The following is a 24507-nucleotide window of genomic DNA, read 5'->3' as shown; positions in this document are numbered from 1 at the left end:
GCGACCCGCCGAGTTTAACCGGCCGACGAACAGGACTCTAAGGCAGCCTGAAAGCGCAGAAGCGCTTCCAGGCCGCGGGACGCATGCGTCCGGGATCCGCGCGCGGCGAAGGCGGCCGATCGGCCTTCGCCCGCGCGCTGCATCAGGGGCTCCGGCGCGTGAAGGTCAGCGTCGCGCCGGCTTCGGTCACGATCTGCAATTGCTGCGGCTCGCGCATCTGCACGCCGGTCTTCCCGATGTGCGCGAGCGCATCGAGGTACGCGTGCTCGAGCTGGCCGCCGAGCGTGTTCGTGCATGCCATGCGCGTGCCGGCGAGCGGCCCGAAGCTCAGCAGGCCGTTCTTCAGCGCATAGGTTCCCGTATAGCGGTTGCAGCCCGAAAAGCCGCTGGCGCGTCGGACGCCCGCTTCGGTGGACAGCGCGAGCTTGATCGGCTCGCCGTTGTCGCCGTGCGGAATCGTGCGCGGCGTGCCGTCGGCGTTCACCCAGCTCGTGAGCTCCCAGCTCGTGTCGTCGAGCAATTGGACGGCGGCGGGGTTGTACGGGTCGGGTGCGGGGGCGGCGGAATCGGGGTGGGTCGGCATCGCGCAGGCGGCGAGAAGCGTGGCAAGCGTCAACGCGCAGAGCGGCGCGCGCAGCGGGCGAAGCAGGCCGGTGCGTGCACGTGCGGCGGCGGACAGGTGGGACATGAGCCTCGTTCCTCATCGGATTCTGATCAAGGCGTAAGAGTAACGCACCCGCCCCGCGCGAGGCGAGCCGACACTTCGCGCGTGAAAACGTTCGCAATCCGCCCGCGAGCCTCGCGCGGCGGGGGGCGATGCGACGAAACCGGCCGGACCGGCGCGGGTGTGCGTCGGGTCTGCGTGTTAACATCGAAGCCGTTTTCGTCCTCCAACAGAACCAGCGGGAAATCACATGCAGATCGGTCAGCGGCTCGGTACGCCGCTCTCACCCTCGGCCACGCGCGTCATGCTGCTCGGCGCGGGCGAACTCGGCAAGGAAGTCATCATCGCGTTGCAGCGGCTCGGCGTCGAAGTCGTCGCCGTCGACCGCTATCCGGACGCACCGGGCCACCAGGTCGCGCATCGCGCGCACGTGATCGACATGACCGACGCCGCCGCGCTGCGCGCGGTCGTCGAGGCCGAGCGTCCGCACCTGATCGTGCCGGAGATCGAGGCGATCGCGACCGATGCGCTCGCGGCGATCGAGGCGGCCGGCCTCGCCGAGGTGATCCCGACCGCACGCGCGACGCAGCTCACGATGAACCGCGAAGGCATCCGCCGTCTCGCGGCCGAGGAACTCGGGCTGGCAACTTCGCCGTACGCGTTCGCCGATTCGTTCGACGCGTTCAGCGCGGCCGTCGCGAAGATCGGCATGCCGTGCGTCGTGAAGCCGGTGATGTCGTCGTCGGGCAAGGGACAGTCGGTCGTGCGGACCGAGGCCGACGTGAAGCCCGCCTGGGACTACGCGATGGCGGGCGGCCGCGTGAACCACGGCCGCGTGATCGTCGAGGGCTTCGTCGATTTCGACTACGAGATCACGCAGCTGACCGTGCGCGCGATCGACCCCGCGACGCTCGAGACGCGCACCTACTTCTGCGAGCCGGTCGGGCACGTGCAGGTGGCGGGCGACTACGTCGAATCGTGGCAGCCGCAGCCGATGAGCGCCGTCGCGCTGGAAAAGTCGCGCGAGATCGCGCACAAGGTGACCGAGGCGCTCGGCGGGCGTGGGCTGTTCGGCGTCGAGCTGTTCGTCCGCGGCGACGAAGTCTGGTTCTCCGAGGTGAGCCCGCGGCCGCACGACACCGGCCTCGTCACGCTCGCGTCGCAGCGCCAGTCGGAGTTCGAACTGCACGCGCGCGCGATTCTCGGGTTGCCGGTCGATCCGACGCTCGGTTCGCCGGCCGCGTCCGCGGTGATCTACGGCGGGCTCGACGAGCGCGGTATCGCGTTCGAGGGCGTGCGCGACGCGCTGGCCGTGCCGGGCGCCGACCTGCGCCTGTTCGGCAAACCGGAAAGCTTCGCGAAGCGGCGCATGGGCGTCGCGCTCGCGACCGGCGCGACCGTCGACGAAGCCCGCGAACGCGCGAAGCGCGCCGCGGCGGCCGTGCGGCCCGTGTCGGCACGCTGACCGGACCAGCAGAGCGCGATGGCGTCGACATGGCAGCGGATCGGACGGCTCGGCAAGCTGGCCGCCGCGCTGGCGCTGGTCGCGAGTCTCGCTGGGTGCGGCCTCGCGGCCGCGCCGTGCCGGGTCGCATCGGCCGGGCTGAAGATCGTGCCGCTCGTCGGCCACGTCGCGGCCGCGCCGACCGACGCGTGCGCCGACGTCATCGATCCCTGACGGGCGAACCCTCGATCCGTAGCCAACCATAACCAACGACAATCTCGCGTCCCGCGAGGGCGCGCTTCCACCCGTCTCGTGAGAGGAACTGCATGATTCGCCACACCCTCGCCGCGCTCGCGCTGGCCGGCACCGCCGTTTCCGTCGCGCAGGCCGCGCAACTGACCGTCGAGGAGATCGACGCCGATGCGCGCGTGCAGACCCTCTATCAGTGCGCGAACCAGAAGCAGCCGGTACGCGTGTCGTACTGGCGCGCGGGCAACGGCCAGAGCTTCGCGCTGGTGCCGGTCAACGGGCAGCAGCTGCTGTTCGTCGATACCGTTTCGGCGTCGGGCGCGCGTTACCAGGCCGGACGCTATACCTGGTGGACGAAGGGCAAGGAAGGGACGCTGCGCGACGAGATCGCCGGCCAGAACGCGGCACCGCTGCTGGGCGACTGCGTGCAGGTCGAGAAGAAGAAAAAGAAGAAGGGTTGAACGTTGCGCGCGCGATCGGCTACGCCGCGCGGGCGTGCCGGTTGCCATGATCGATCCGGGCCGCCGGATTCGACCTCGGACCGAAGGTGGCGCCGGCGGCGCCCGCGCTCGCCGGCCGCCGGCTGATTCCTCGCGGCCGCTGCCCCGCGGCAGATGCCCGAGATTCGACCCCGTATTTCCACCGTCAGCCGATCGAGATAGCCCGATCGCACGACGCATCCGCCCCGCGGCGGCCTGCCGGCGTACGCCGCGGGCCGCCGCCGGGGCCGTTCGCGGCGTTGTCACGGACAGATTGCTGCGCAGTGCTACAATACGGCCCTTTCCGCCGGCATTCGCGCCGAACGGAGTCCGCACGGCCTGTGGCGCCCGCTGTTCGAATTGAACCGGTCCCGAGCGCCAGAGCGGCGCCGCGCGGCGCGCCGCGGCTCCGTCTACTTCCGAAATGTGATGAGCGCAGGCCCGGCCGGCCTGACGCACGAAGTCCCCGCCGCGCCTTTTGAGCGAAACGCCACCATGTCCGATTCTGTCGCCAAGCCAGTCGACGCAACCTTCGATCAATTCGGCCTTGCCGCCGATATCCTGAAAGCCATTGCGGAGCAGGGCTATACGACGCCGACGCCGATCCAGGCGCAGGCCATTCCGGTCGTGCTCGCCGGCCGCGACGTCATGGGCGCCGCGCAAACGGGCACCGGCAAGACCGCGAGCTTCTCGCTGCCGATCCTCCAGCGCCTGCTGCCGCAGGCCAACACGAGCGCATCGCCCGCGCGCCACCCGGTGCGCGCGCTGATCCTCACGCCGACCCGCGAGCTCGCCGACCAGGTCGCCGCGAACGTGCATGCGTACGGCAAGCACACGCCGTTGCGCAGCGCGGTCGTGTTCGGCGGCGTCGACATGAACCCGCAGATGGCCGAGTTGCGCCGCGGCGTCGAGATTCTGATCGCGACGCCGGGCCGCCTGCTCGACCACGTGCAGCAGAAGACCGCGAATCTCGGGCAGGTGCAGATGCTCGTGCTCGACGAGGCCGACCGGATGCTCGACATGGGCTTCCTGCCGGACCTGCAGCGCATCCTGAACCTGCTGCCGAAGGAACGCCAGACGTTGCTGTTCTCGGCCACCTTCTCGCCGGAAATCAAGAAGCTCGCATCGACCTACCTGCGCAACCCGCAGACGATCGAGGTCGCGCGGAGCAACTCGACCAACGCGAACGTCACGCAGATCGTCTACGACGTCGCCGAAGGCGACAAGCAGGCCGCCGTCGTGCAGCTGCTGCGCGATCGCGGGCTCAAGCAGGTGATCGTGTTCTGCAACAGCAAGATCGGCGCGAGCCGGCTGGCCCGCAACCTCGAGCGCGACGGCGTGGTCGCGTCGGCGATCCACGGCGACAAGACGCAGATCGAGCGGATGCAGGCCCTCGACGCGTTCAAGCGCGGCGAGATCGAGGCGCTGGTCGCGACCGACGTGGCCGCGCGCGGCCTCGACATCGCCGAACTGCCGGCCGTGATCAACTTCGACCTGCCGTTCAACGCGGAAGACTACGTGCACCGGATCGGGCGCACGGGCCGCGCGGGCGCGACGGGCGATGCGCTGTCGCTGTGCAGCCCGAACGAGCGCAAGCAGCTCGCCGATATCGAAAAACTGATCAAGCGTCCGCTCGAGGTGCAGACGCTCGCGCTCGACAAGCCGGCGCGCCATCGTCACGACGATCGTGGCGGCGAGCGCGGGGGCGATCGTAGTGAGCGCGGTGATCGCGGCAGCCGTCGCGATCGCGACGAGCATCGCGGCGCGTCGGGGCGTCGTTCGGGCGGGTCCGAGCGCGGCCATCACCGTCGCCACGAGGCGCCGGTCGACGACTTCTTCCTGAAGCCGTACGAACCGTCGGCGCCGGCGAAGCAGCCGGAAGAGACGAAGTCCGCGCAGCAGCCCGAGAAGAAGGGGCCGAAGCGTCAGGTCGCCGCGTTGCTGGGCGGCTTCGGGATGCCGCGCAAGCCGTCGGCGTAAGCGGGCGGTTCAGGCGGTCGGTGCGGCGCGCGAGCGCTGCCGCGGAAACGGGTGCATGCGATGAGCATGTGCCCGTTTTTCATTGGGCGAGACGATTCGTGAAGGAGTGGGCGAGATGGGCGACGACTTGCCGCGTGGGGCGGGGCAGCCTGCGGGACTAGTCCGATGCCGTGTCGCCGGCGGGCGTTCCGTTCAGGCTGCCATCACGCTTGCATGCGACCGGACTCACCGCTGACGGACGCAGGAACGCGGTCGACACGAACGGGTGTCCCGCGAGCGCCTCAACCGGCGCGTGGCCCGAAGCGACGCGCCCACGCATCGGTCGCGGCCGCGTAGAACGCATCGAGCGTATCGATCGACGGATCGCCATCGGCCCGCAGGCCGAGATGCGCGGCGGCGGCGCGCAGCGCCGGCAGCGGATCGTCGCGCTCGAGCGCGGTCGCGCCCGTCTGCTTGCTGAGCTTTTCGCCGTTCGCGTCGACGACGACGGGCACGTGCAGGTACGCCGGCGTCGGCACGCCGAGACAGCGCTGCAGGTAGATCTGGCGCGCGGTCGAGTCGAGCAGGTCGGCGCCGCGCACGACGTGCGTGATGCCCGCGTCGGCATCGTCGACCACGACCGCGAGCTGATACGCCCATTGGCCGTCGGCGCGCTTCAGCACGAAATCGCCGACCTCGGTCGCGAGGTTCTGCACTTGCGTGTGCTGCCAGCGGTCGTCGAACGTGACGAGCGCCGCGTCGCCGTCCGGCACGCGCAGCCGCCACGCGCGCGCGGGCTTGCCGTGCAGGCCGGTGCGGCAGGTGCCCGGGTACGCGAGCGTCGTGTGGCGCTCGTGCGCGGCGCGCAGCGAATCGGCGATTTCCTTGCGCGTGCAGCCGCACGGATAGACGAGCCCCGCGGCGACGAGCCGTTCGAGCGCGGCCGCATAGTCGGCCTCGCGCGTGCTTTGCCACACGGGCGGCTCGTCGGGCGTCATGCCGAAATGCGCGAGCGTCGCGAGGATGTCGTCGGCGGCGCCGGGCACCGTGCGCGGGCCGTCGATGTCCTCGATGCGCACGAGCCATGCGCCACCGTGCGCGCGCGCGTCGAGCCAGCTCGCGAGCGCGCCGACCAGCGAGCCGAAATGCAGCGGGCCGGTGGGCGACGGCGCGAAGCGGCCGCGGTAGCCGTTCATCGGGACGCGGTGCGACGCGCGCTTACGCGGCGCTGGCTGCCTGCGCGCAGGCCGGGCACGACTTGCCGGGCACGTAGCTCGGCGCTTGCTGGGCTTCCGGCGTGACGACCGCGCGGCACGCGAAGCACGTGACGTTCTCGGTCGGCTGCAGTTGCGGGTTCAGCGCGGTGCGGTAGTCGAACACGAAGCAGTCGCCGTGATAGTGCGCGCCGCCGACTTCCTCGAAGTACTTCAGGATCCCGCCCTCGAGCTGGTACACGTTCGCGATGCCGATTTCCTTCATGTGGATCGCCGCCTTCTCGCAGCGGATGCCGCCGGTGCAGAACGACACGACCGTCTTGCCCTCGAGATCGGCGCGGTTCGCGTCGATCACTTCCGGGAACTCGCTGAACTTGTCGATCCGGTAGTCGAGCGCGTCGTCGAACGTGCCGACGTCCACTTCGAACGCGTTGCGCGTGTCGAGCATCACGACCGGGCGGCCGGCGTCGTCGTGGCCGCGGTCGAGCCACGCCTTCAGCGTGTGCGCGTCGACCGACGGCGCGCGGCCGAGCTCCGGCTTGATCGCGGGCTTCTTCATCGTGATGATCTCGCGCTTCAGGCGCACGAGCATCCGGCGGAACGGCTGCGAGTCGGACAGGCTCTCCTTGAACTGCAGCGTCGCGAACTTGCCTTCGAACAGCGGATCGTGGCGGAGGTAGTCGATGAAAGCGTCGGTCGCGTCGCGCGGGCCGGCGATGAACAGGTTGATGCCTTCCGGCGCGAGCAGGATCGTGCCGCGCAGGCCGAGTTCGTTGCAGCGGGCGGTGACGAGCGGGCGCCATTGCTCGGTCGCGTCGAGCGACACGAAGTGGTAGGCGGCGAGGTTGACGATGGTCATGATGGTCCGACGGGAAAACGGCCGCGACCGTGCGGCGGGCGCACGGTGGCCCCGCAAAAAAAGGGTGCGAAGCCGGGGCGGTGATTCGAAAACCCGTATTATCCCGCAAACTGCACGTCTGCCGGCACCCGGCCGTTCGGCCGGCATCGCGCGCATCGGCCGAACGGCCGCGCGCGGGGATTTTTTGGGCAGCCTGCGCGGCGACGCGGCTACAATAACGCCCATGTCAGATCCCCGCTTCGTCCATCTTCGCGTTCACTCCGAATTCTCGATTGCCGACGGCATCGTGCGTCTCGACGACATCGTCAAGGCGGCGGCCGCGGACGGCCAGGGCGCGCTCGCCCTCACCGATCTCGGCAACGCGTTCGGCCTCGTCCGTTTCTACCAGGAAGCCCGCGGCAAGGGCATCAAGCCGATCGCCGGCTGCGACGTCTGGATCACCAATCCGGACGATCGCGACAAACCGTCGCGCCTGCTGCTGCTGGTGAAGGACAAGACCGGCTACCTGAACCTGTGCGAGCTGCTGTCGAAGGCGTGGCTCACGAACCAGTACCGCGGCCGCGCGGAGCTCGACGCGAGCTGGCTCGACGGCGAGCTGTCGCAAGGGCTGCTCGCGCTGTCCGGCGCGCAGCAGGGCGACATCGGGCTCGCGTTCGCGGCCGGTAACGAGGAGGCCGCGCGCCGGCACGCCGAGCGCTGGGCGAAGGTGTTCCCGGGCGGCTTCTACATCGAGCTGCAGCGTTACGGCCAGCCGGGCGCCGAGGCGTACATCCAGCAGGCCGCGACGCTCGCCGCGTCGCTGAAGCTGCCGGTCGTCGCGACGCATCCGACGCAGTTCATGACCGACGACGATTTCACCGCGCACGAAGCGCGCGTGTGCATCTCGGAAGGCGACATGCTCGCGAATCCGCGGCGCCAGAAGCGCTTCACGACCGATCAGTACTTCCGCACGCAGGACGAGATGGTCGCGCTGTTCGCCGACCTGCCGTCGGCGGTCGCGAACACGGTCGAGATCGCGAAGCGCTGCAACCTGAAGCTCGAACTCGGCAAGCCGAAGCTGCCGCTGTTCCCGACGCCGGACGGCATGTCGCTCGACGATTACCTCGTCCAGCTGTCGAAGGAGGGGCTCGAGAAGCGCCTCGAACAGCTGTATCCGGATGCGGCGGAGCGCGACGCGCAGCGCGACACGTACTACAAGCGGCTCGAATTCGAGTGCGGGACCATCACGAAGATGGGCTTCCCGGGCTACTTCCTGATCGTGGCCGACTTCATCAACTGGGCGAAGAACAACGGCGTGCCGGTCGGTCCGGGCCGCGGCTCGGGTGCCGGTTCGCTGGTCGCGTACGCGCTCGGCATTACCGATCTGGACCCGCTGCGCTACAACCTGCTGTTCGAGCGATTCCTGAATCCGGAACGCGTGTCGATGCCCGACTTCGACATCGACTTCTGCCAGCACGGCCGCGATCGCGTGATCCAGTACGTGAAGGAAAAATACGGCGCGGATGCCGTGTCGCAGATCGCCACCTTCGGCACGATGGCCGCGAAGGCGGCCGTGCGCGATATCGGCCGCGTGCTCGATCTCGGCTACATGTTCACCGACGGCGTCGCGAAGCTGATCCCGTTCAAGCCGGGCAAGCACGTGACCATCGCCGACGCGATGAAGGAAGAGCCGCAGTTGCAGGAGCGCTACGACCACGAGGACGAAGTGCACCAGCTGCTCGACCTCGCGCAGCGCGTCGAGGGCCTGACGCGTAACGTCGGGATGCACGCGGGCGGCGTGCTGATCGCGCCCGGCAAGCTGACCGATTTCTGCCCGCTGTACACGCAGGGCGACGACGGCGGCGTCGTCAGCCAGTACGACAAGGACGACGTCGAAGCCGTCGGCCTCGTGAAGTTCGACTTTCTGGGTCTCACGACGCTGACGATCCTCGACTGGGCCGAGCGCTACATTCGCCGCCTCGATGCGTCGAAGGCCGACTGGTCGCTCGCGCAGGTGCCGCTCGACGATCCGGCGTCGTTCCAGATCCTGAAGAAGGCCAACACGGTCGCCGTGTTCCAGCTGGAAAGCCGCGGGATGCAGGGCATGCTGAAGGATGCGCAGCCCGACCGCTTCGAGGACATCATCGCGCTCGTGTCGTTGTACCGTCCGGGCCCGATGGACCTGATCCCGAGCTTCTGCGCACGGAAGCACGGCCGCGAGAAGGTCGACTATCCGGATCCGCGCGTCGAACCCGTCCTGAAAGAGACCTACGGCATCATGGTCTATCAGGAGCAGGTGATGCAGATGGCGCAGATCATCGGCGGCTACTCGCTCGGCGGCGCCGACCTGCTGCGTCGAGCGATGGGCAAGAAGAAGCCCGAGGAGATGGCCAAGCACCGCGAGATCTTCGCCGAGGGTGCGGCGAAGAATGGCCTGACGCGCGAGAAGTCCGACGAGATCTTCGACTTGATGGAGAAGTTCGCGGGCTACGGCTTCAACAAGTCGCACGCGGCCGCCTATGCGCTGCTCGCGTATTACACCGCGTGGCTGAAGGCGCACCATCCGGCCGAATTCATGGCGGCCAACATGACGCTCGCGATGGACGACACCGACAAGGTGAAGATCCTGTACGACGACTGCGTCGTGAACAACCTCGCCGTGCTGCCGCCGGACATCAACGCATCGCATTACCGGTTCGAGCCGGTCGCCGAAGCCGACGGCAAGCGCTCGCGCACGATCCGCTACGGTCTCGGTGCGGTGAAGGGCAGCGGCCAGAACGCGATCGAGGAGATCCTGCGCGCCCGCGACGAAAAGCCGTTCACCGACCTGTTCGACTTCTGCGAGCGGATCGACCGGCGCGTCGTCAACCGCCGCACGGTCGAGGCGCTGATCCGCGCCGGCGCGTTCGATTCGCTGAACGCGAACCGCGCGCAGCTGATTGCGTCGGTGCCGCTCGCGATGGAAGCGGCCGACCAGGCCGAAGCGAACGCGATGCAGGCCGGGCTGTTCGACATGGGCGCCGAGTCGCCGCACGCGCATGCGCTCGTCGACGAACCCGCGTGGGACGACAAGCGCCGCCTGCAGGAGGAGAAGGGCGCACTCGGCTTCTACCTGTCCGGCCACCTGTTCGACGCGTATCGCGACGAAGTGCGCCGGTTCGTGCGGCAGAAGGTCGGCGACCTGAAGGAAGGGCGCGACAAGCTCGTCGCGGGCATCATCGCATCGCTGCGCACGCAGATGACCCAGCGCGGCAAGATGCTGATCGCGCTGCTCGACGATGGCACGGGCCAGTGCGAGATCACGATCTTCAACGAGCAGTTCGAGGCGAACAAGGCGCTGTTCAAGGAAGACGAACTGCTGATCGTGCAGGGGCAGGCGCGCAACGATGCGTTCACCGGCGGCATCCGCTTCACGGCCGACACGGTGATGGATCTCGAACGCGCGCGCAGCCGCTACGCGCAGGCGGTGCGGCTCACGATGAACGGCAACGCGGATGCGGCGGCGCTGCGCCGCGTGCTCGAGCCGCACGTGTCGAAGGACGATCCGGCGGCTGCGCCCGCGGTCGAGGTGCCCGCGCCGCGCGGCGGCGGGCGCGACGGCGGCCGTCGCCCGCAGGCGCCGCTGCCGAACGGGCTCGCGGTCCAGGTTCACTACAGCAACGCGCGCGCGCAGGGTGAAATGCGTCTGGGCGACGCGTGGCGCGTGAAGCCGAGCGACACGCTGCTCGCGGAGTTGCGCGCGACGTTCGACGGCAGCATCGTCGAGATCACGTACTGACGGTCCCCGCCGGACGGTCGTTGCCGGCGCGGCCCGTCGCATCGCCATCGTGCGGTGCGGCGGGCCGTTTTCATTGGGGCGGGTGCTTGGGGCTGTCACCCGGACGCTATACAATCCGTCGCGCGCGACGCGGATGCGGCGCCGGCCCGCGGCGACATCGCGCGCGTGCTCCGGTGCGGCGCGGTACCGCGCGCGACCACGCGCCGAGCCCGGCACGGCGCAGGACGCCAGGTGCCGACCGATACGCGACGATAAAAAATCGATAGCACGACCACCACAATGGCCAACGGGAAACCGACGGGGCGGATCCTCGTGATCCGGATTGATTTTCTGGGCGACATGCTGTGCACGACCGCTTTTCTCGGCGCGCTGAAACAGCGCTGGCCGGGCAAGGAGCTGCACGTGGTCGCGAACCGCTACAACGCGGCCGCGCTGGTCGGCAACCCGGACGTGCACACGGTCCATACCTATGTGTACAGCCGTCAGTGCGAGCGCAACGACCGCCCCGGACGGATGCGCGCGTTCTTCGACCGGCTGCGGCTCGTGCGCCGGCTGCGCCGCCTGCGGTTCGACCTCGTGGTCGTGCCGAACGGCGGCATGCATCGCAGCAGCATCCGGTTCGCGCGGCAGCTCGGTGTGAAGGATTGCCGCTGGCACGATGCCGATTCCGAATTCGACGACCGCAAGCCCGACCATGTCGCGTCGCGGCCGATGTGCCATGAAGCGCTGTCGGGATTCCGGCTCGTGCCCGAACTCGGCCGCGCCGATCTCGACGGTCTCGCGCTGTCCGTCCACCCGGACCGCGCGCTGCAGGACGCGTGGTATCGGCTCCTCGGGCCGCGCACGAAACCGCGCGTCGGGCTGTTCGTGTCGAACAAGGCGGCCGAGCGGCGCTGGCCGGCCGAGCGATGGCGCGACCTCGGCCGGCGGCTCGCACCGTTCGCCGACGTGATCGTGTTCCGCGATTCCGCCGTGTCGGCCGAGGCCGACGCCGACCGCGATGCGTGGCGGGACGTGAACGCCCGGCATGTCGCGCCGTCGTCGGTCGTCGAACTGGTGGCCGCCGCGAGCCTGCTCGACGCGATCGTGTCGGCCGACAGCGCCCCCGTGCATCTCGCGTCGGCGCTCGGTGTGCCGGTCGCTGCGCTGTTCGAGGATCGTCCCGAGAAATACCGGCGCTGGCATCCGCTCGGCGTGCCGCACATGATCCTGCGGGCCGGCGCGACGGTCGACGCGATCGGCGTCGACGCGCTCGAGCGCGCGGTGCTTCATCTGTTGACGCAGGCCGGACAGCTCGACGACGCGATGGGGCGCGCGATGCCGCTTGCGGCCGCGACGCTCGCGGCACCCGCGGTCGGCGCGAGCGTTTCGTAGCCCCCGGAAGGCCGGCGGCGCCTGCATTGCCGGCACACCGTCATCGGACGCGCAAACGGGGGCCAGGCGGCGCGGCGGTAGCAGGCCCCGCCGCCCACCGCCCACCGCCCACCGCGGCATGTCGCCGACGCCCGCACCCGACGCCACGCCACCGGCCGCAAAATCCTGTACATTGCGAGCCTTGTCCAGCCAGCTAGACGGAACGATCGCCGTGGCCCTGTTTTCTTCCGCCCGCCCGCCCCGAACCATCCTCGTCGCAGCCCCGCGCCGTATCGGCGACGTGCTGCTGACGACGCCGCTCGTGCGTTCGCTGAAGGCGCGCTGGCCCGATGCGCAGATCGACATGCTGGTGTTTCGCGGCACCGAGGGTGTGCTCGAGCACAACCCCGACGTGCGGCGCGTGATCGTCGTCGCGCAGCGCGCGGGGTTCCGCGAGCGGCTGCGCGATGCGCTGTCGATGTGGCGCCGCTACGACCTCGCATGCGCGGCACTGAGCTCCGACCGGCCGCGCTTCTATAGCTGGTTCGCCGGCCGCAAGCGCGTCGGCCTCGTCGATCCGAACCGCGTCACGTGGCTGACTCGAATGATGCTGAACGGCATCGCGATCAATCATCACGAGTCCGCGCATACGGTCGTCAGCACGCTTGCGCTCGCGCCGGTGATCGGCATCGAGCCGGTATCCGAGGTGGTCGCGCCGGGCATCGGCGACGATCCCGCGCGGCGCGCGCGTTTCGACGCGTGGCTCGCCGAATCGCCGGCGATCCGCGACGGCAAGCCGCTCGTCGTGCTGCATCCGTATCCGATGTTCCGCTACAAGCAGTGGCGGCTCGAGGGCTGGGTCGAGATGATCGAATGGCTGCGCGCGCAGGGGTTTGCGATCGCGCTGTCGGGCGGCCCGGCCGATCGCGAGCGCGAGTACGCGGAGCAGGTCGCGGCCGAGGCGGGCGGCGACGTGCTGAACCTGGTCGGCCGCCTCACGTTCGGCGAAAGCGCGGAGCTGGTGCGGCGCGCGCGGCTGTTCATCGGGCCCGATACGGGCGCGACGCACGTTGCGGCCGCGACGGGCACCGACACGATCGCGCTGTTCGGTCCGTCCGATCCGGTGCGCTGGGGGCCGTGGCCGCAGCACTGGCCGGCGACCGAGAACCCGTGGGCGCTGCGCGGTTCCGCGCGGCACGGCAACGTATGGCTGCTGCAGGGGGAGGGCGATTGCGTGCCGTGCCGGCACGAAGGCTGCGAGCGCCATGTCGACAGCCACAGCGACTGTCTCGTCAATCTCGGCACGCAGCGTGTGAAGGCGGCGGCCGCCGAGATGCTCGGACTGAATCCGCCGGGCGCCGCCGACGCGGTTGTCGATACGTCGCGACTGCATCGCGCGCGCCCGGACTGACGCGCGAAAGCCGTACGTTTCCTGATTCGAAAAGCGGGGGAGTGGCGACGCGTCGGCGCCGCGCGGCCGTGCTTCCGGCAAGCGGCACGCATGCGCCGCGATTGAAGTCGTAGAAGCCGTAGAAGCCGTAGAAGCCGTAGAAGCCGTAGAAGCCGTAAAAGCCGTAAAAGCCGTAAAAGCCGTAGAAGCCGAACCGGCGGCAGGCAGCAACGCACGCTGCCCGCCAGCCCGGCACATGATGCGTTACGCGCTGCGCCGGATCGCCGACGTTTCGCGCGGCAGTGCTTCCGTGCGCGCGCCGCAGCCGAGCAGGATCCCGGCGAGCAGCACCAGCAGGTGACCTTCGGCGAAATCGAGCAGCAGCGAATTCGCGAGGCTGCCGATCGCGAAGATCGCGAGCCACGCGAGCAGCACATGCCGCGAGCGCGGGTCGAGCGCGCGGCTGCCGCGCGCGATCTGCACGATCAGGTTCAGGAACAGCAATACGCCGAGCGTGCCGAGCTGCACGGCCATCAGCAGGTATTCGTTATGCGGATTCGACGTGAGCTGGCCTTCGGCAGCCGTCTTGCCGGCCGTGAGCTTCTCGAACTCGAACTCGAGGCCGCCGGCGCCGTAGCCGATCAGCGGGCGCTGGCGATACAGTTCGAGCCCCTTCTTGTACCACTCGAGCCGCAGCCCGGTCGACGTGACCGCATCGCTCTGCCGATACTGCTGCACTTCCGACACGACCTTCACGAGCCGGCCGTTGTGCACCGTGCACGCGGCGACGACGAGCGCGACGCCGGCCAGCACCAGCGCCCCGGCGGCGAGCCCCGCGCGCAGCGCCGACTGGCGGCGCAGCAGCAGCACGAAACGCACCGCGACGACGAGGATCAGCAGCAGCGCGATGACCTGCCCGGTGCGTCCCTGCAGCATCACGAACACGTTGACCAGCGACCATGCGGCCACGGCGGCATACGCGGCACGCGACAGCGCGGTGCGGGCCGACAGCGCGAGGTCGGCCGCCTGGTAGAACAGCAGCGCGCCGAACATGCCGGCCGCGATGTGGTTCTTGAACACCCAGGCGCGCGACAGCGGCAGTTCGCTCGAATGCGCGGGCCCGATCGCGGTCAGCCCGAGATAGTTGGTGGTCGACAGCAGCAGGATCACGCACAGCGTGCCGAACCAGGCGCGCCGCACGATCGGCGCCCAGTTCGAATGGCGGAAGGCCAGCACGGCAAACGGCAGCAGCAGCAGCTTGTCGTACTTGGCGACCCAGTTCCACGCCTTCGGGTGCGGCGCGACCGTATAGGTGACGCTCGCGGCCAGTGCGGCGAGGATCAGGAGCGCCGCGAGCGACGCCGGTTCGGCGACGAACGTGCGCAGATCGCGCCAGAATTCGGGGGAGATGACGAGCGCGGCCGCGAACAGCCCGCAGAACACGTTGGTCAGCGCGGTCGAGACGGGCACCATGCAGAGCGCGACGACGGCGAAGGCGCGGGCGGCGGTCAGGCGCCGCGAGGCGGGAGCGGAAAACGAAAGCATCGGAACCTGTCGAATGGACGAATGCGGCATGCGGGCACCGTGCTGCGCGCCGCGCGTCCCGGCGGCACCGCGCGGGACGAAGCGCGCAGTATACGCGAAGCCGCGGGCGTTTCCGTGCCGTTTCCGGGGTCGGGTCAGCTGAACGCGCGCTTGATCCGCGAGCGCAGCAGCGCACGCTTCAGGCGGCCTTCGACGGCCGGCGTGTCGAGCGCGACGCGCGCGCCGGCCGGTTCGCCGCGATGCAGGTAATAGCGGTCGAACGTGGCCTGCGTCATGCCCCATTTGTTGAGGAACTGGCGGCGGCCGTCGTTCTTGACGATCTTGCCGGTGCTCTTCTGCTGGAAGTGATAGACGAGGCTGTCGCCCACGCCGAGGAAGATCCGGCAGCCGGCGTCCCAGAATTTCATCGAGAAGTCGTTGTCGCTGCTCATCCCCGGCGACAGCTCGCTGCTGTAGCCGCCGATGCGGTTCCACCAGTCGCGGTGCACGAGCGTCGGCGGCCAGGTCGAGCCGAGCCAGTCCGCGCGCGCGAGCCGCGGCGTGGCCGCGACGAGGCCGGCCGCGTCGAACTGTTCGGCGTCACGGCCGAAGTTGCTGACGACGACGCACGGGTTGCGCGTGTCGACCGGCTCGACCATCGTGCCGGACAGCATGAACAGGTCGGTCGGCATCTGCTCGATGCGCCGCACGAGCGCCGTGTCCCAGCCCGGGCAGCAGTACATGTCGTCGTTCATGTAGACGACGTAGTCGCGCGTCGCGCGGGCGGCGGCCAGGTTCACCGCGTGGCAGATGCCGATGTTGGCCGGCGACGCGGTGTGCTCGATGCCTTCGCTGCGCACCCAGTCGAGCGTGCCGTCCGCGCCGTCGTTCACGTGCACGATGATCTGGTGGTCGTACGCCGAATGACGGCGCAGGCTGTCGACGACGAGCTTGAGGTACGGCAGGTTGTTCCAGGTCGGGATGATGATGGAGAACATGGCGGTCGGATTCGGTGGTCGTCGTATCGGCGGCGCGCAGCGCTGCGCCGTGCTCGGGCGCGCATGGCGCGCGGGCAGCCCGGCATTGTAACGCCGGGCCGGCCGCATGCCGGCGGCGTCAGGGTGGCGGCAGGGCGGGGCGCGCTCAGCGGGCCGCTTCGTGGCCGAGCTTCAGGAACCGGTAGTAGACGGTTTCCGCGTTGAACACGGCGATCATGAAGCCCGCGCGGCCGTCGAGAAACCCGCGCCGCAGCACGTAGGTCCGCACGAACGCCCACGCGCCGCGCGCGAGCGCCTTGCCGAAGCCGCCGCGCTGGCCGGCCGCGCGGCGCTGGCGCGCACCGGCCGTCGAATACGCATCGAGCTTGCGCACGACGGTTTCGAAATCCTCGTACGAATAGTGCATCAGCTTGCCCGGCAGCCGCTGCGCAGGGGTGTCGAAGACGAGCCGCTCGTGCACCAGGTCGTCGGAGAAGCGGGCGGTGCCGCGCCGGAACAGGCGCGGCACCCAGTCCGGATACCAGCCGCTGTGGCGGATCCACTGGCCGCAGAAGCTCGACAGCCGGTCGAGCGCGTAAACCTGCGCGGCCGGCGTGCGGATGGCCGCGCGGATCGACTGCGCGAGTTCCGGGCTGACGACCTCGTCGGTGTCGAGCGACAGGATCCAGTCGGTGTCGAGCGCGTCGAGCGTGCGGTTCTTCTGCGGGCCGAAGCCCGGCCAGTCGCGCTCGACGATCACGCGGGCGCCGTGCGCGCGGGCGATCTCGACCGTATCGTCGGTGCTGCCGCCGTCGATCACGACGACGTCGTCGGCGAAGGTCAGCGCGTCGAGGCACTGCGCGAGCCGCGCGGCCGCGTTGAGGGCGATGAGGGCGACGCCGAGGGTGGGTTCTGCCATGAAATCGTCGAAAAGGCGGAGAAAACGGTGAGCGGCAGTATACCCGCGCGCAGGCAGCCGGCCGCTTCGGCGACGGCCATGCCGGCGGGGGCGGTCCAGCTATAATGTTGGGCCTTTTTCGGCACCCGCCGGACGGGGCGAATCCCGGGCAGTCACGCCCCGGGCGCCGCGTCGCGGCTCAAGAAGGATTGCCTTGGAAACCCAGAACACTCTTCGCAAACCGATGGACGGCACCGGTACGTCGCCGCTTACGGTCCTCAAGCGCCTGTGGCCGTACATCCGGCCGCTCATCGGCATCGTGCTGCTCGCCGTGATGACGATGGGCGTCGTCGCGGCCACGGAAGCCGGGATCCCGGCGCTGCTCAAGCCGCTGCTCGACCACGGCTTCGGCTCGCACGGCAGCGACAGCGCGAAATGGTACGTGCCGATCGCCGTGATCGGCCTCGCGCTCGTGCGCGGCGTGTCGCAGTACACGTCGAATTACCTGCTCAACTACGTATCGAATCGCATCCTGCTGCAGCTGCGGCTCGAGATGTTCCAGCGGATGCTCCACACCGGCGCGTCGTTCTTCCAGCGCGAGACCGCGAGCACGGTGATCAACGCGATCGTGTTCGAGGTCAACCAGATCCTGTCGGTGCTGACCGGCGTGATGGTCACGCTCGTGCGCGACTCGCTGACCGTGGTGTTCCTGCTCGGCTACCTGTTCTACCTGAACTGGCGGCTCACGCTGATCGTCGCGGTGATCCTGCCGGGCATCGGCTGGCTTGTCAGCAAGATCAACCGCCGCCTGCGCCGCCTGAACCGCGAGCACCAGACGCTGACCAACGAGCTGTCGTACATCGTCGAGGAGACGGTCGGCGGCTACAAGGTCGTCAAGGTGCACAACGGCGAAGCGTACGAGATGGACCGCTTCACGACGATGAGCAAGCGCCTGCGCGGCTACGCGATGCGCATGACGATCTCGGGCGGGCTCGCGCAGCCGCTGACGCAGTTCCTCGCGTCGATCGCGCTCGCGGTCGTGATCACGATCGCGGTCGTGCAGTCGACCAACGACCAGACGACGGTCGGCGGCTTCGTCGCGTTCGTCACGTCGATGCTGCTGGTGATTTCGCCGCTCAAGCACCTGATCGACGTCAACCAGCCGCTGCAGCGCGGGATGACGGCCGCCGAGCTGATCTTCGGGCTGATCGACGAGCCCGCCGAGCCGCAGGGCGGCGGCCGGGCGCTCGCGCACGCGCGCGGCGAGATCGAATTCCGCGGCGTGTCGTTCGACTACGGCGCCTCCGAGCGGCCGACGCTCGACCGCATTTCGTTCAAGGTCGCGCCGGGCGAGATGATCGCACTCGCGGGGCCGTCCGGCAGCGGCAAGACGACCCTCGTGAACCTGCTGCCGCGCTTCTTCGATCCGACGGGCGGCGCGATCCTGGTCGACGGCGTGCCGGTGGCCGACTACGACATCCATGCGCTGCGCGGCCAGATGGCGATGGTCAGCCAGGACGTCGTGCTGTTCAACGACACGATCGCCGCGAACGTCGCGTACGGGCAGACGCCCGACCGCGCACGCGTGCAGGCGGCGCTCGAGGCCGCGAACCTCGCCGACGCGGTCGCCGCGATGCCCGACGGGCTCGACACGCTGGTCGGCGGCAACGGGATGCGACTGTCGGGCGGCCAGCGGCAGCGGCTCGCGATCGCGCGCGCGATCTACAAGGACGCGCCGATCCTGATCCTCGACGAGGCGACTTCCGCGCTCGATTCGGAATCCGAGCGCCACGTGCAGGCCGCGCTCGAGCGGCTGATGGAAGGGCGCACGACGCTCGTGATCGCGCACCGGCTGTCGACGATCGAGCGCGCGGACCGGATCCTCGTGCTCGAAGCCGGCAAGATCGTCGAAGAGGGCAGCCACGAAGAACTCCTGCGCCACGGCGGGCTGTACGCGCACCTGCACCGGATCCAGTACCAGCAGCAGGCGGCGTGACATGAAGTCGGGTCGCACCCGTGTGCTAGTCTTGATCGGGCAAGTCCAGTTGTTTCCGGTTCGACGTGACAACACGGAGGGAAGGACGATGAGGAAGATGCACGGGATGATGCTGGCCGCGCTGGTTGCGGCGGGTTTCGCCGCGCCGGTCGCGATGGCGCAGGGGCACGGCAACGACGACAACCACGGCAATCACGGCAATCACGGCATGCACCGCGGCCACGGCCCGAAGCACATGCCGCCCGGCCAGGCGATGCATCGCGACGACGACGTACCGCCGCGCTGGGCCGATCAGCCGCGCCGCGACTGGCACAAGGGCGACCGGCTCCCGGACGAATTCCGCGATCGCCAGTACGTGGTCGACGACTGGCGCGGCTATCGGCTGAGCCCGCCGCCGCGCGGCTATCACTGGGTCGGCGTCGGCGGCGACTATCTGCTCGTGCAGATCGGCTCGGGCATCGTGCTGCGGGTCGGCCCGTAACACCGGCCACACCCGCCGCCGCTCATCGCTTCATCCGGCTGCCGGGGCATGCGTCCCGGCAACCGCGTCATTTGTCCTGGTCCGACTTCGCCGCCCGGCGGAACCAGCGTCGCTCGATCCGCGACATTGCCCAGCACACCGCCAGCGCGCAGACGGTGCCGAGCGCGACTTCCCCGAGCCGCATCAGCGGAATGTCCCAGAGCGGGCCGTTGCCCGGAAACAGCAGCACGATCGTCGCGGTGACGCCGCCGAGCCGCGCCGCGCTGCCGACGTTCAGGCACCAGCAGCCGACGATCGTGATCGCGACCGCGATCGCATAGGCGACGAGGCGATCGCCGCCGAGCGCGGCCCCCGCGAAGCCGACCACGCCGCCGATCATCGCGCCGATGAACTGGTCGCGCGACAGCGACATCGTGTCCGAATAGTTGTGCTGCGTGACGGCGATCGCGGTGATCGCCGCCCACACGGCCTGCTCGGTGTGCAACGCGCGGCCGATCGCGTACGCGAGGCACGCGCCGCACACGGCCTGCAGCGCCATCAGCGCGCCTTGCGTGAGGCGTTCGCCGAAAGTCAGCCCCTTGAACAGATCGAAGATCGACTGCTGGATCTGCTGGCGGGCTTCGTTGAGGGTCCTGATCGTATCCATCGTGTCGGCCAAGAAGCGGGGCGGCGCGCGCGTCAGTGCGCCTGTTCGGACGATGCGGCGGCCGGCGCGCCCTCGGGTGCGTCGCCGTTCTCGACGCGCGTTTCGGGCATCGCGAGCCAGACGAGCAGGACCGCGAGCGCGCCGGCGGCGGCGAGCCCGAAGAAGCTGATCGCGTTGCCGAAGTGATCGGCGACATAGCCGGCCACGGCCGTGCTGAGCGTCGCGCCGATCCCGGCCGCGAGCCCGAACAGCCCGATGCACAGGTTGTAGCGGCCCTTGCCGCCCGCGACGTCGGCCGCGATCAGCGGCAGCATCACGCCGAACACGGCGGCGCTGATGCCGTCGAGCATCTGCACCGGCACGAGCAGGTACGGGCTGCTCACGCCGGCGAACAGCAGCGCGCGCACCGGCAGCGCCGAGAAGCCGAGCAGCAGGATCGGCCGGCGTCCCCAGCGTTGCGAGGAACGGCCGACCCACGGCGACAGCATCGCGACGATCGCCTGCGGCACGATGATGCACGCGGCGATCACGAGCTGCACGTTCTCGCCCATCCCGGCCGTCACTTCGCCGGCCGCGAGGTTGAGCATCGCCGCGTTCGACAGGTGGAACAGCACGACGCACGCCGCGAAGATCAGCATCCGGCGATCGCGCAGCAGTTCGAGCAGCGTCTCGCGGTGCTCGCCTTCGTCGTGATCGTCGGGTTTCGACGAATGCGGGATCACTTCGTGGGTCGGCTGGATCATCGCGAGCGCGAACAGCGCGGGCAACGCCAGCACGGCGGTCAGCCAGAACACCGCGCGCGCGGAGAAATACTCGCCGGTGAGCCCCATCAGGCCCGCCGCGACCGCGCTGCCGATCGACGCCCAGCGCGCGTTGCGGCCGAGCCGGTCGCCGAGATCGGCTCGGCCGACCAGCGAGAACGAGATCGCGGCCATCGCCGGCACGAGCATGCAGCTCGCGAAGCCGTGGAACACTTCGGCCGCGATCACCGGCACGATCGTCGGGCTCGACGCGAGCAGCACCGCGGACAGGATGATGGCCGCGATCGCCCACGCGGCCGCGCCTTTCTTGTTCTTCAGCGCATCGACGGCCGCGCCGCCCGGCACCTGGCTGACCATCGCGCTGATCGTGCCGATCGACAGCACCATGCCGATCTCGCCCTGCGTCCACTTGTGCGACGCGAGGTAGGACGCGATGAACGGACCGAACCCGGTTTGAACGTTTGCAACGAAAAAGTTGAGCCAGTCGAGGGACCGCAGACTGCGCACGCTGACGGAATGCTTGATCGTCATCGGGTGGCACTCGCAGACGAAGCCGGCACCGGTGCCGGGGCAACGGGCGGGAAGACCGCGATGATCGGCTTGTCGGCCGCGTAGGGCGGCGACGCCTTGATCTGCGCATCGTTCAGGTCGAGCTGCGGATGCAGCGCCTTGTCGCGCGTGACGAAGCGCAGCGCGCCCCAGCTCGCGGCGATCGAGCGGCGGTCGGTGTTGACGAGCCCGCCGAGGTCGAGCACGACCGCCTGCGGCTGCGCGGCGCGGTCGATCAGCACGTCGACGATGCGGCCGATCTTCGTGCCGTTGGGGCGCTCGACATCGCTGTCGAGCAGCGGCAGTCGCGTCGCGGGCGACGCCGCGGCCGAACCCGACAGCGGCACGGCCTTGGGCCGCGCGGCCGGGGGCAGGTCGCCCGACGGCACGTCGAGCACGATCGGCTCCTGTTTGCCGCCCGGCGTGAAGCGGAACACGTTCCACGGGAAGATGACCTTGCGGTCGCCGACGCCCATGAAGCCCTGCAGGTTGACGATCATCTCGCGCGGCTTGCCGCTCGCGTCGGCCACCATGTCGACCGCGCGGCCGATCACCTTGCCGTTGCGGCGCGCGACCTCGCTGTCGAGCAGCGCATGGATCTGCGTGCGGTCGAGCGGGCGCGTCGCGACGATCGGGGCGGGCGGTGGTGGCGGAGGCGTCGGTGTTTCGGGGCGCTGCACGGGTTTCGGCCGCGTCACTTCGCGGTGCGGTTTCTTCGGTGCTTCCGGCGCTTCCGGTTGCGTCGGCGCCGGCACGGGCGGCATCGTCAGCGGTTCGCCGGCGGTTTCCTCGACGGGTTCGACGAGCGCCTCGCTGATCGGCGCGGGCGGATTCTGCGTCGGCAGCAGCCCGCAGCCGGACAGCAGCGCGGCGGCGAGAACGAGGAAGACCGTCGAGGACGGAAACGACATGCGGGATGCGGGAAACGGAAGTCCGCCGCTCATTGACACTCACTCCATGGGTCGGGGGCCGGGCCCGGAGGCGCGCGGCTGGCGATGGATGGCGGGTGCGGGCGGCGCACCACGCGAGGTGAGAGTTTAACGTGTCTTCCTTTCAGGACCGATTTCTGCGGAGGATTGGGCGCGGGATGGCGGGGAAAGGACCGGAACAGGGCAGGGAATAGCAGGAAAACGGCGAAGTAGGAAAACGACAGGTAAAGGGCCGGGAAAGGGGCAGGTAAACGGGCGGGGATCGATCGCCGAGAGCGGGCGCCCGCCATCGGATCCCTCAGCGCGCACGGCACCCGACCGTCGACGACAGGTCGGGCGCCGCACGGGCCGCCGGCGTGGCGTTACTTGACCAGCCCGCCGAGCGTCGTCGTCACCGGGGCGAGCAGGCCGCCGCCGGTCTTCGACAGCGCGCCGGTGTTGCTGCCGCCCGCCAGGCCGCCGACCGGCGCGCTGCTGGCCGCCGCCGTCACGGTGCCGACCGCCGAGGTGAGCGCGCCTGCCGGATTGCCGCCGACCGTCGCGCCGCCGAGTGCGCCGGTCGACAGCAGCCCCGTCACCGGGGCGAGCGGATTCGTCGCGGCGCTGCCGCCGCCGAGCAGCGCCGTGCCCGCGGTGGCGACCGTGTTGCCGGTCGCGGTCACGACGTTGCCGACGCCGGTCGTGACCGGATTGTTGCCGGTGTTCGCGAGCGTCGTGCCGGCGTTCGCGACGCCGTTGCCGACGGTCGTCACGAGATTCGTCAGCGGTGCGCCGAGCGGCGTGCTCGCCGCGGCCGTCTGCGTGAGCGAGCCGACCGTCGTCGTGATCGGCGTGATCGCCGAGCTGGCCGCGCCCGTCACCTGCGCGACCGGGCCGGTCGACAGTTGCGTGCCGAGCGTCCCGCCGCCGCCCGCGATCGTGTTGCCGAGCGTCGTCACGGCACCGCCGACGGGCGACGTGACGGGCGCGAGCGGCGCCAGCGCCGAACCGCTCGCGCCGAGACTCGACACGACGCCACCCGTCGCGGCGACGGCCTGGCCGAGATTCGTGACCACGCCACCCGTGCTGGCGACCGTCGTGCCGACCGGATCCGACGATGCGCCGAGCTGGCCGAGGCCCGAACCGAGGCCGGTGCCGAGCGTCGTGACGGCCGCGCCGACGTCCTGCACCACCGTGCCGAGCCCCTGCGTCGTCGCGGGGTTCGTGCCGGGCAGCGTTTGCGACGCGATCGCCGTGCCGACACCCGATACCGCGCCGCCGCCGGCCGTCACGATGTTGCTCGACGCCGCGGTCGTCTGGCCGACGCCGTTGGCCGACGTGCCGCTCGAGCCGTTCCCCGTGCCGCCGGTCGATGCCGTCGGATCGCCGGACCCCGACCCGGAACCGCCGGTGCCCCGGCTCAGCGAGCCGGAGCCGCCGCACGCGGACAGCGACATCAGCGCCGCGGTACCGGCCGCGATCATGATCATTCGGAGTCCTGCTTGATGAATGGTGGGCGTCTTCATGTCGTCCTCGTCTCGATTATGGAAATGGATCAGGCGGCCTTCGTGTGCGCCGGTGTGTCGTCGCTGCGGAAGGGATGCGGCGGGCGCATCGTCGTTGTCTCCCTGATTGGCCTGTCGCCGTGCCGCGTATTCGCCTGAGTCGGAACCCGGAGCGCTTGCAGGACGCATTGCGTTGCATTCTTTCGTCTTGCTTGCCGATCGTGCCGGAAATCACCGGATTCGTACGATCAGAGTAGGTCCACGGCGGCGAGACGTCTTTTAATGATCGTTAAATTGAAGTAAGCGTCCGATTCACTGCCGGAATCGGGGTAATCACGATCGACACGAGGTGAGTCGTGTGATGGAGGCGGGAGGGACGGTGCGAGGGGAAGGCGGGACGGCGGCGCCTGCCTGGCCCGCCGTCGCGGCGGGCAGGCGCGGGCGCTGCCCGAGGGGCGGCGTAACGGCGGCGTCAGGCGTCCGGATACCACGCGTCGGTGAATTCGCTGACCCTGACGTCGGTCAGCTCCGGACGTGCGGCCAGCCACGCACGCACGTTCTCACGGTCGGCATCGGTGGTCGTGCCGCGCGGCGCGCCGGAGATCACGTAGGCGCCGATCCCTTCGTCAGCGGAGGCGACGGTCAGCAGCCCGTTCGCTTCGACGAAATCGATGAACGCATCGATCAGCTGGCCGCGCTCGAGGTCGGACAGCTCGTTGCGGTATTGCGCGGCCGCGTTGAACGCGAGTTCCTGGAACTCGGCGATGTGGAGTTTCTTGCGCTGGCGGCGGTTGTGGCGTTGGCTCATGGTGTGTGGTGAGTGAATGTGAGGGGGAAAGGATAGCGCGGCGGCCGCTGCGGGCACGATGTCGACGTGCCGCGCAGCCCGCGCAC

General features: G+C 69.6%; 20 protein-coding genes. 9 read left to right on the top strand and 11 right to left on the bottom strand.

The window, feature by feature from the left end:
* Positions 1-142: 142 nt before the first annotated feature.
* Positions 143-688 carry an META domain-containing protein gene (locus tag NQV17_RS15380; RefSeq protein ID WP_124487195.1) on the bottom strand — a complete coding sequence of 182 codons (546 nt, stop codon included), beginning with the start codon at positions 686-688 and terminating at the stop codon, positions 143-145.
* A gap of 226 nt (positions 689-914) precedes the next feature.
* On the opposite strand from NQV17_RS15380, the gene purT reads away from it, so the two are divergent.
* From purT to NQV17_RS15360, 4 genes are all read left to right on the top strand, one after another.
* Positions 915-2129 (top strand): formate-dependent phosphoribosylglycinamide formyltransferase, encoded by a 1215-nt coding sequence (purT, locus tag NQV17_RS15375; RefSeq protein WP_257772901.1) that lies wholly within the window; start codon positions 915-917, stop codon positions 2127-2129.
* Between the two features lie 18 nt (positions 2130-2147).
* Complete coding sequence (locus tag NQV17_RS15370) at positions 2148-2342, top strand: DUF6726 family protein (protein ID WP_257772900.1); 195 nt, start codon at positions 2148-2150, stop codon at positions 2340-2342.
* 92 nt (positions 2343-2434) lie between these two features.
* Positions 2435-2818, top strand: coding sequence for an MliC family protein (locus tag NQV17_RS15365; protein WP_257772899.1), 384 nt, complete (start codon positions 2435-2437; stop codon positions 2816-2818).
* 447 nt (positions 2819-3265) lie between these two features.
* Positions 3266-4816 carry a DEAD/DEAH box helicase gene (locus NQV17_RS15360; protein WP_124572221.1) on the top strand — a complete coding sequence of 517 codons (1551 nt, stop codon included), beginning with the start codon at positions 3266-3268 and terminating at the stop codon, positions 4814-4816.
* A 281-nt stretch (positions 4817-5097) separates the two neighbouring features.
* Here the strand turns inward: NQV17_RS15360 and gluQRS are convergent, their stop codons facing one another.
* Positions 5098-5991 (bottom strand): tRNA glutamyl-Q(34) synthetase GluQRS, encoded by an 894-nt coding sequence (gene gluQRS, locus NQV17_RS15355; RefSeq protein ID WP_257772898.1) that lies wholly within the window; start codon positions 5989-5991, stop codon positions 5098-5100.
* 22 nt (positions 5992-6013) lie between these two features.
* Positions 6014-6868, bottom strand: coding sequence for a sulfurtransferase (locus tag NQV17_RS15350; RefSeq protein WP_257772897.1), 855 nt, complete (start codon positions 6866-6868; stop codon positions 6014-6016).
* Between the two features lie 223 nt (positions 6869-7091).
* On the opposite strand from NQV17_RS15350, the gene dnaE reads away from it, so the two are divergent.
* From dnaE to NQV17_RS15335, 3 genes are all read left to right on the top strand, one after another.
* A complete protein-coding gene (gene dnaE / locus NQV17_RS15345) occupies positions 7092-10625 on the top strand; it encodes a DNA polymerase III subunit alpha (protein WP_257772896.1) in 3534 nt (1177 codons plus the stop codon).
* A gap of 279 nt (positions 10626-10904) precedes the next feature.
* Positions 10905-11999 carry a glycosyltransferase family 9 protein gene (locus NQV17_RS15340; RefSeq protein WP_257772895.1) on the top strand — a complete coding sequence of 365 codons (1095 nt, stop codon included), beginning with the start codon at positions 10905-10907 and terminating at the stop codon, positions 11997-11999.
* A gap of 211 nt (positions 12000-12210) precedes the next feature.
* Positions 12211-13389: a glycosyltransferase family 9 protein gene (locus tag NQV17_RS15335; protein WP_124487202.1), complete on the top strand. Its 1179-nt coding sequence runs from the start codon at positions 12211-12213 to the stop codon at positions 13387-13389.
* 243 nt (positions 13390-13632) lie between these two features.
* On the opposite strand, the gene NQV17_RS15330 is transcribed toward NQV17_RS15335, so the two are convergent.
* The 3 genes from NQV17_RS15330 to NQV17_RS15320 all read right to left on the bottom strand — a co-directional run bounded on the left by NQV17_RS15330 (position 13633) and on the right by NQV17_RS15320 (position 16788).
* Entirely contained in the window at positions 13633-14913 is a 1281-nt protein-coding gene (locus NQV17_RS15330) for an O-antigen ligase (RefSeq protein WP_257772894.1), read from the bottom strand.
* A 134-nt stretch (positions 14914-15047) separates the two neighbouring features.
* A complete protein-coding gene (locus tag NQV17_RS15325) occupies positions 15048-15890 on the bottom strand; it encodes a glycosyltransferase family 2 protein (protein ID WP_257772893.1) in 843 nt (280 codons plus the stop codon).
* 145 nt (positions 15891-16035) lie between these two features.
* Positions 16036-16788: a glycosyltransferase family 2 protein gene (locus tag NQV17_RS15320; RefSeq protein WP_257772892.1), complete on the bottom strand. Its 753-nt coding sequence runs from the start codon at positions 16786-16788 to the stop codon at positions 16036-16038.
* Between the two features lie 223 nt (positions 16789-17011).
* Here NQV17_RS15320 and msbA point away from each other — a divergent pair, with 223 nt between their 5' ends.
* Entirely contained in the window at positions 17012-18763 is a 1752-nt protein-coding gene (gene msbA / locus NQV17_RS15315; RefSeq protein WP_257772891.1) for a lipid A export permease/ATP-binding protein MsbA, read from the top strand.
* 88 nt (positions 18764-18851) lie between these two features.
* Positions 18852-19244, top strand: a complete 393-nt coding sequence (locus NQV17_RS15310; RefSeq protein ID WP_257772890.1) for an RcnB family protein — start codon at positions 18852-18854, stop codon at positions 19242-19244.
* A 67-nt stretch (positions 19245-19311) separates the two neighbouring features.
* Here NQV17_RS15310 and NQV17_RS15305 read toward each other — a convergent pair whose 3' ends face one another.
* The 5 genes from NQV17_RS15305 to NQV17_RS15285 all read right to left on the bottom strand — a co-directional run bounded on the left by NQV17_RS15305 (position 19312) and on the right by NQV17_RS15285 (position 24421).
* Complete coding sequence (locus tag NQV17_RS15305; RefSeq protein ID WP_044844713.1) at positions 19312-19890, bottom strand: aromatic acid exporter family protein; 579 nt, start codon at positions 19888-19890, stop codon at positions 19312-19314.
* A 32-nt stretch (positions 19891-19922) separates the two neighbouring features.
* The gene (locus NQV17_RS15300) at positions 19923-21182 is read right to left on the bottom strand and encodes an MFS transporter (RefSeq protein WP_257772889.1); all 1260 of its coding nucleotides are present in this window, start codon (positions 21180-21182) and stop codon (positions 19923-19925) included.
* On the bottom strand, positions 21179-22144 hold the full coding sequence (locus tag NQV17_RS15295; protein WP_257772888.1) for a PRC-barrel domain-containing protein: 966 nt from the start codon (positions 22142-22144) through the stop codon (positions 21179-21181). Before NQV17_RS15295 ends, NQV17_RS15300 begins: the two co-directional genes overlap by 4 nt.
* A 347-nt stretch (positions 22145-22491) precedes the next feature.
* Positions 22492-23634, bottom strand: a complete 1143-nt coding sequence (locus tag NQV17_RS15290; RefSeq protein WP_257772887.1) for a collagen-like triple helix repeat-containing protein — start codon at positions 23632-23634, stop codon at positions 22492-22494.
* A 451-nt stretch (positions 23635-24085) separates the two neighbouring features.
* On the bottom strand, positions 24086-24421 hold the full coding sequence (locus NQV17_RS15285; RefSeq protein WP_044844709.1) for a YggL family protein: 336 nt from the start codon (positions 24419-24421) through the stop codon (positions 24086-24088).
* Positions 24422-24507 lie beyond the last annotated feature (86 nt).

Origin of the sequence: Burkholderia sp. SCN-KJ (genome assembly GCF_024656005.1) — a bacterium.
Lineage (GTDB): Bacteria > Pseudomonadota > Gammaproteobacteria > Burkholderiales > Burkholderiaceae > Burkholderia.
This window is presented reverse-complemented; position numbering and strand designations above follow the sequence as displayed.

Coding starts and splice junctions, on each gene's coding strand:
- NQV17_RS15370 (WP_257772900.1), top strand. CDS start 2,148: ATGGCGTCGACATGGCAGCGGATCGGACGGCTCGGCAAGCTGGCCGCC.
- NQV17_RS15310 (WP_257772890.1), top strand. CDS start 18,852: ATGAGGAAGATGCACGGGATGATGCTGGCCGCGCTGGTTGCGGCGGGT.
- NQV17_RS15360 (WP_124572221.1), top strand. CDS start 3,266: ATGAGCGCAGGCCCGGCCGGCCTGACGCACGAAGTCCCCGCCGCGCCT.
- NQV17_RS15350 (WP_257772897.1), bottom strand. CDS start 6,868: ATGACCATCGTCAACCTCGCCGCCTACCACTTCGTGTCGCTCGACGCG.
- NQV17_RS15305 (WP_044844713.1), bottom strand. CDS start 19,890: ATGGATACGATCAGGACCCTCAACGAAGCCCGCCAGCAGATCCAGCAG.
- NQV17_RS15295 (WP_257772888.1), bottom strand. CDS start 22,144: ATGAGCGGCGGACTTCCGTTTCCCGCATCCCGCATGTCGTTTCCGTCC.
- purT (WP_257772901.1), top strand. CDS start 915: ATGCAGATCGGTCAGCGGCTCGGTACGCCGCTCTCACCCTCGGCCACG.
- NQV17_RS15330 (WP_257772894.1), bottom strand. CDS start 14,913: ATGCTTTCGTTTTCCGCTCCCGCCTCGCGGCGCCTGACCGCCGCCCGC.
- NQV17_RS15320 (WP_257772892.1), bottom strand. CDS start 16,788: ATGGCAGAACCCACCCTCGGCGTCGCCCTCATCGCCCTCAACGCGGCC.
- NQV17_RS15285 (WP_044844709.1), bottom strand. CDS start 24,421: ATGAGCCAACGCCACAACCGCCGCCAGCGCAAGAAACTCCACATCGCC.
- gluQRS (WP_257772898.1), bottom strand. CDS start 5,991: ATGAACGGCTACCGCGGCCGCTTCGCGCCGTCGCCCACCGGCCCGCTG.
- NQV17_RS15365 (WP_257772899.1), top strand. CDS start 2,435: ATGATTCGCCACACCCTCGCCGCGCTCGCGCTGGCCGGCACCGCCGTT.
- NQV17_RS15380 (WP_124487195.1), bottom strand. CDS start 688: ATGTCCCACCTGTCCGCCGCCGCACGTGCACGCACCGGCCTGCTTCGC.
- NQV17_RS15290 (WP_257772887.1), bottom strand. CDS start 23,634: ATGAAGACGCCCACCATTCATCAAGCAGGACTCCGAATGATCATGATC.
- msbA (WP_257772891.1), top strand. CDS start 17,012: ATGGACGGCACCGGTACGTCGCCGCTTACGGTCCTCAAGCGCCTGTGG.
- NQV17_RS15325 (WP_257772893.1), bottom strand. CDS start 15,890: ATGTTCTCCATCATCATCCCGACCTGGAACAACCTGCCGTACCTCAAG.
- NQV17_RS15300 (WP_257772889.1), bottom strand. CDS start 21,182: ATGACGATCAAGCATTCCGTCAGCGTGCGCAGTCTGCGGTCCCTCGAC.
- NQV17_RS15340 (WP_257772895.1), top strand. CDS start 10,905: ATGGCCAACGGGAAACCGACGGGGCGGATCCTCGTGATCCGGATTGAT.
- dnaE (WP_257772896.1), top strand. CDS start 7,092: ATGTCAGATCCCCGCTTCGTCCATCTTCGCGTTCACTCCGAATTCTCG.